This is a genomic window from Desulfovibrio sp. 1188_IL3213, from assembly GCF_036763145.1.
GTDB lineage: Bacteria > Desulfobacterota > Desulfovibrionia > Desulfovibrionales > Desulfovibrionaceae > Desulfovibrio.
Genome location: NZ_JBAIYR010000183.1, coordinates 1 through 4,547, shown reverse-complemented (window position 1 = coordinate 4,547; position 4,547 = coordinate 1). Strand labels below are relative to the sequence as shown.

Sequence of the window (4,547 nt, the reverse complement as noted above, 5' to 3'; positions counted from 1 at the left end):
TCTGGCGGCTGCGTGAGCAGACGTTCGCTACGGAGGCGTAAGCGCAGTTTATCTGCGCGGTTAAACGCCGAAGTGAGCGTGCCTTAAACTTTGAGAATGTATATTCTCAAAGTTAATCTGCTCTAGTGCGCGCTGCCGCCGGGCAGACGCAATGCCTCAACGAGATTGACCGGGAAACGGCAACAGGCAAAAAAGCGTTGCTGCCTCTGTTCCTCCCCAGATCAGGGGCAATCCAGGGACAATCCAGGGACAGTCTCAAAAGACAATTTCTTTAGCTATATCCGTAACATCCCTGGTTTGAAGAATAGTTTTTGCCCTCCTCGTAACACGTTTTTAGAAAACGTGTTTTTTCGCTTGCCAAAACATTTTTCCACATGTAGCATCTTTTTAAAGTTCGTAACACAAAACTGCACCGGGCTGAGCCTGACAGTTCCGGCACTGCTGCGCAGAGATTTCAGAACGGCCATACATGCCCCAGCCGTTCCTCGCAGGTCTATTGCCCCAGACCGCTGCAGGCGGCATGGCCGTAAGCTCCGGAAGGCACGAAACCGCCGGAGTCAACAGGCGGCGGCGTCTTGCACCCACGGCAGACGCCGCCGCCCGGATAATTACCCAGTCATGCGCCGTCAGTGCGCCATAAAAATACGGTCATGCTGTGGAGCGCGCCATGCGTCCAAGGTTGGCAGCACGACCGGAGGCCCGCCCGCAAAGGCGGGCCTCGGCTTTTCAGCGCCCCGGGCGAAAGCCCTCGTGGATGCAGCCAGATCGGGCCTGCTGATCTAGAGCAGATTAACTTTGAAAATGTACATTTTCAAAGTTTAAGACACGCTCGCTTCGGCGTTTAACCGCGCAAATAAATTGCGCTTACGCCTTCGCGGCGGGCGACTGCTCACGCAGCCGCCAGAGCAATTTCAAAGTGAAATTGCTCTATGCCCTCAGGCCCGATGCCCGAATTTGCTCCCCAGTTTTACCTGTCGGCAAAAATGCCCGTTCCGGTGATCCGGAACGGGCATTTGACGTCCTGTCGCCACGGGCGGGCATTTCTGGTGTTCAAGGCCCTAGGCGGGGGAGCACTCCACATCAGCCGTAACATGAACCTCCTCGCCTACAATAAGCGCAGGAATACTGGGGCCAAGGCCAAACTCGCTCCGCTTTATACTGCCCCACACCTTGAAGGCGCGGGTAGGAGCATTGTTCATGGGGTTGGTCACCACTTCGCTGGCCCGGATACTGAACGTCACGTCCTTTGTGACGCCGTGCAGGGTCAGCGCCCCGCTGATCTTGCCTTCGCCCTTGCCTTCCATGCGAACCTGGCTGCTGGCAAAGGTGATTTCAGGATAGGTTTCGGCTTCAAAAAAATCAGCACTGCGCAAGTGCTCGTCCCGCGCGGGCACATCGGTGTCAATGGCGGCCACGCGTGCGGCCATGTTGAATTTTGCGTCGGAAAGGTCATCCTTGCCGATCTGGACCGAGGCGGTAAATTCCGCAAACCTGCCGCTTATATCTGTAATCGTGATATGCCTGACAACAAAGCCAAGGCGGGAATGGGCGGGGTCACTCTTCCATGTGGTCATGGCTTTCTCCTTGTTTTATATGGCCCGGCAGCCGACAGATTGCCGCTGTGTTCATGCATACGGGGCGGCCCGGGCCGGTGACTGCCCCGTTATGAAGCGGTATTGGAGATTTTCTGGCAGATGGCTCGCAAACGCGGGCGCAGAAGCGCGATGAAAAACAAAGGCATGGTTTGACCCGCGATGGCATCACGCAAACCACGGCAGACATTCGGGCAGGCATTCGCAGCCAGCCATCTCGCGCAGCCGCCGCAACAGCCCCGCGATGCAATCGCGCTAAAACACTCCGGGCAGGCCGTTGTCGCGCAGGGCCGCGTCACAGGAACCAATGTGGTAACAGGTGTGGCTGGCAAGCATGGCTACGGCCGCCCCATAGGTGACGTCCCTGCCGACTTTTTTGCTCAGCACCGTGTGTACCCGGACGAGATCCGCGTCCGAAATGCCTTCCAGCCAGCCATCCACACACAGGCGCACAGCCTCCGCATAGTCACGCATGGCATCCTTGCTGACAGCGCAGGAGCCTTGCATTTTGAGCATCAGCGTGGCCTGGTCGCAGGGTGCGGGCAGAGGGGCTTCATTTTCGCCCAGGGTAAAGAAGTTCAGCACGGCAATGGTATGGGCTATCTGCTGCCAGACAGGCCAGCCGCCGCGCGTTTCATTCCAGATATTCTCCGGGCAGACATCCATAAACTGGGTGAGCAGGCTCCAGGAATGGCGATAGGGAGCCTGGATGGCATTGATGATATCACGGGACATAAGGGTCTCCTTACGTTGGTGGTGGAGATGTCCCGGCGCGCCGGTCCGATGCGGCGGCACAGCCGCCGGGCGCTCCGGTCAATGCCAGCATAGCAAAGTCCCCGGCGAGTGCAAAGCGGATACCACAGATGCCCGCAGCCCGGGCTGCCCCCATCGGGCGGTGATTTTGCGCGGTGCTTCAGGCTGAACAAAAATCGAGGCCCGCAGCAGCGCATGATTTCTGCCGGCAGATACCCAAAAAACAAGGCGCGCCCTCGGGTACAAGACCGGGACGCGCCTTTTGAGCAGTTTCGTCGTGAGATTGCGTTTAACGGCGGCAAAGACCGCCTGCGCCAACCTCGCGGGCCTTGCAGCGCTTCGCGCTGCAAGGCCGGGGCATTTCGACGGCATAAATAGCCCGTCGTCGACCTGCCCTTGCGCACTGACTGCTCGCCTTGCGGCGGCAAAATATTACTCGAAGCGGCTGGCCCCGGTAATGAGCACCATGTCCACAGGCACGTTTTCGTGCATGCCCATGCTCTTGGTTTTAACCTTGGCAATCTTTTCAACAATTTCCATGCCCTCGGTCACGCGGCCGAACGCGCAGTAGCCCCAGCCGTCAAGGGTGGGGGCGCTGTGGTTGAGAAAATCATTGTCCACCAGGTTGATAAAAAACTGGGCGGTGGCGCTGTGCGGGTCACGCGTGCGGGCCATGGCGATGGTTCCGCGCTCGTTTTTCACGCCGTTATCGGCCTCGTTGGCAACAGGCTCGCGCGTGGCTTTTTCGTCCATGCGCGCGCCGAGGCCGCCGCCCTGGATCATGAAGCCGGGGATAACGCGGTGGAAAATGGTATTGTTGTAAAAACCATCATCCACATACTGCAGAAAGTTGGCAACGGTTTTCGGGGCCTTGTCGGGGAAAAGTTCCAGCAAAATGTCGCCGGACGTGGTTTCCAGCAAAACCGTGGGATTATCAGCCATGACAGCTCCTTGCTACTTGTGGTGGCGGCGCGCTACGGCAAAGGCCGGGATGCGCCCGCCCCGGAATATAGGCCATGCCCCGCCAGATGACAATGCCCGCCGCCGGGTATAGACTGCCCACATGTCCCCGAAAGCCATAAAATCCCCCGCAGCCCCCAAAACAGGCAAAAATTCCCGCGCCGTCTCCAATCCGCTGCCCGGACTGGAAGAGGCCGTTGCGCAAATTTCCCCAGGCCGCCCGCCACGCTATTTTCCGCCGGAAGACCATGTCCCCGCGCTGCAAAACGCCCTGCTGGACTGGTTTGCCGTCCACCAGCGCGCCCTGCCGTGGCGGAACAGCTATACGCCGTATGAGGTCTGGATTTCTGAGGTCATGCTGCAACAGACGCAGATGGAGCGCGGCGTAAGCTATTTCATCCGCTGGATGGAACGCTTCCCCGACATTGCCGCCCTGGCGGCCGCGCATGAAGAAGACGTGCTGCGCATGTGGGAAGGGCTTGGCTACTACTCGCGCGCGCGGCACATCCATGCGGCGGCCCGTAAAATCATGGCCGAACATGGTGGCATATTCCCCCGCGATCCTGCTGACATCCGCGCCCTGCCCGGGGTGGGGCCATACACGGCCGGGGCCATTGCCAGCATTGCCTTTGAAGAAAAACTGCCCTGCGTTGACGCCAATGTGGAGCGTGTTGTTTCGCGCATTTTTGACGTGGACAGCCCGGTCAAGCAGGAGCCTGCCGCAGGCGTCATCCACCGGTGGGCGCTCAGGCTTGTTCCCGAAGGCAAGGCCCGCGCCCACAACCAGGCCATGATGGAGCTTGGGGCGCTTGTGTGCCGCAAAAAACCGCGCTGCGCCTCCTGCCCTCTGGAGGCTTTCTGCACAAGCCGCCATCTGGGCATTGAAGATCAGCGGCCGGTTCCGGGCAAGCGGGCCGTCATAACCCCGGTCAATGCGGTCACAGGCGTGCTGCGCTGCGGAGAAAAACTTTTTGTGCAAAAGCGCCCGGCCTCTGGAGTATGGGGCAATCTGTGGGAATTTCCCGGAGGCAGGGTTGAGCCGGGCGAAAGCCCGGAACAGGCCGTGGTTCGCGAATTTATGGAAGAAACGGGATTTGAGGTGCAGGTGACGGCCAGATACGGCGTCATCCGCCACGGCTACACTACCTACCGGCTTACCCTGCACTGCTTCGGCCTTGAGCTTGCCGGAAATCCTGATGGCACGGGGCCGCGCCCCCACGACGCCCCCGGCCCCACGCCGCC

General features: G+C 59.5%; 4 protein-coding genes. 1 reads left to right on the top strand and 3 read right to left on the bottom strand.

Going from position 1 to position 4,547, the window contains the following annotated elements; translation table 11 throughout:
- Window positions 1–1,058: 1,058 nt before the first annotated feature.
- The 3 genes from V6C16_RS08370 to V6C16_RS08360 form a co-directional block, all read right to left on the bottom strand.
- On the bottom strand, window positions 1,059–1,574 hold the full coding sequence (locus V6C16_RS08370; RefSeq protein WP_333535564.1) for a YceI family protein: 516 nt from the start codon (window positions 1,572–1,574) through the stop codon (window positions 1,059–1,061).
- Between the two features lie 273 nt (window positions 1,575–1,847).
- Window positions 1,848–2,327 carry a DinB family protein gene (locus tag V6C16_RS08365; protein ID WP_333535563.1) on the bottom strand — a complete coding sequence of 160 codons (480 nt, stop codon included), beginning with the start codon at window positions 2,325–2,327 and terminating at the stop codon, window positions 1,848–1,850.
- Window positions 2,328–2,777: 450 nt separating this feature from the next.
- Window positions 2,778–3,287: a peptidylprolyl isomerase gene (locus V6C16_RS08360; protein WP_333535562.1), complete on the bottom strand. Its 510-nt coding sequence runs from the start codon at window positions 3,285–3,287 to the stop codon at window positions 2,778–2,780.
- Window positions 3,288–3,408: 121 nt separating this feature from the next.
- Here V6C16_RS08360 and mutY point away from each other — a divergent pair.
- Window positions 3,409–4,547 (top strand): A/G-specific adenine glycosylase (mutY, locus tag V6C16_RS08355; RefSeq protein WP_333543002.1); only part of this gene is annotated, 1,139 nt, incomplete at its 3' end.

Excerpts from the sequence above, each read along its gene's own strand:
- V6C16_RS08370 (WP_333535564.1), bottom strand. The coding sequence starts at position 1,574 with ATGACCACATGGAAGAGTGACCCCGCCCATTCCCGCCTTGGCTTTGTT.
- V6C16_RS08365 (WP_333535563.1), bottom strand. The coding sequence starts at position 2,327 with ATGTCCCGTGATATCATCAATGCCATCCAGGCTCCCTATCGCCATTCC.
- V6C16_RS08360 (WP_333535562.1), bottom strand. The coding sequence starts at position 3,287 with ATGGCTGATAATCCCACGGTTTTGCTGGAAACCACGTCCGGCGACATT.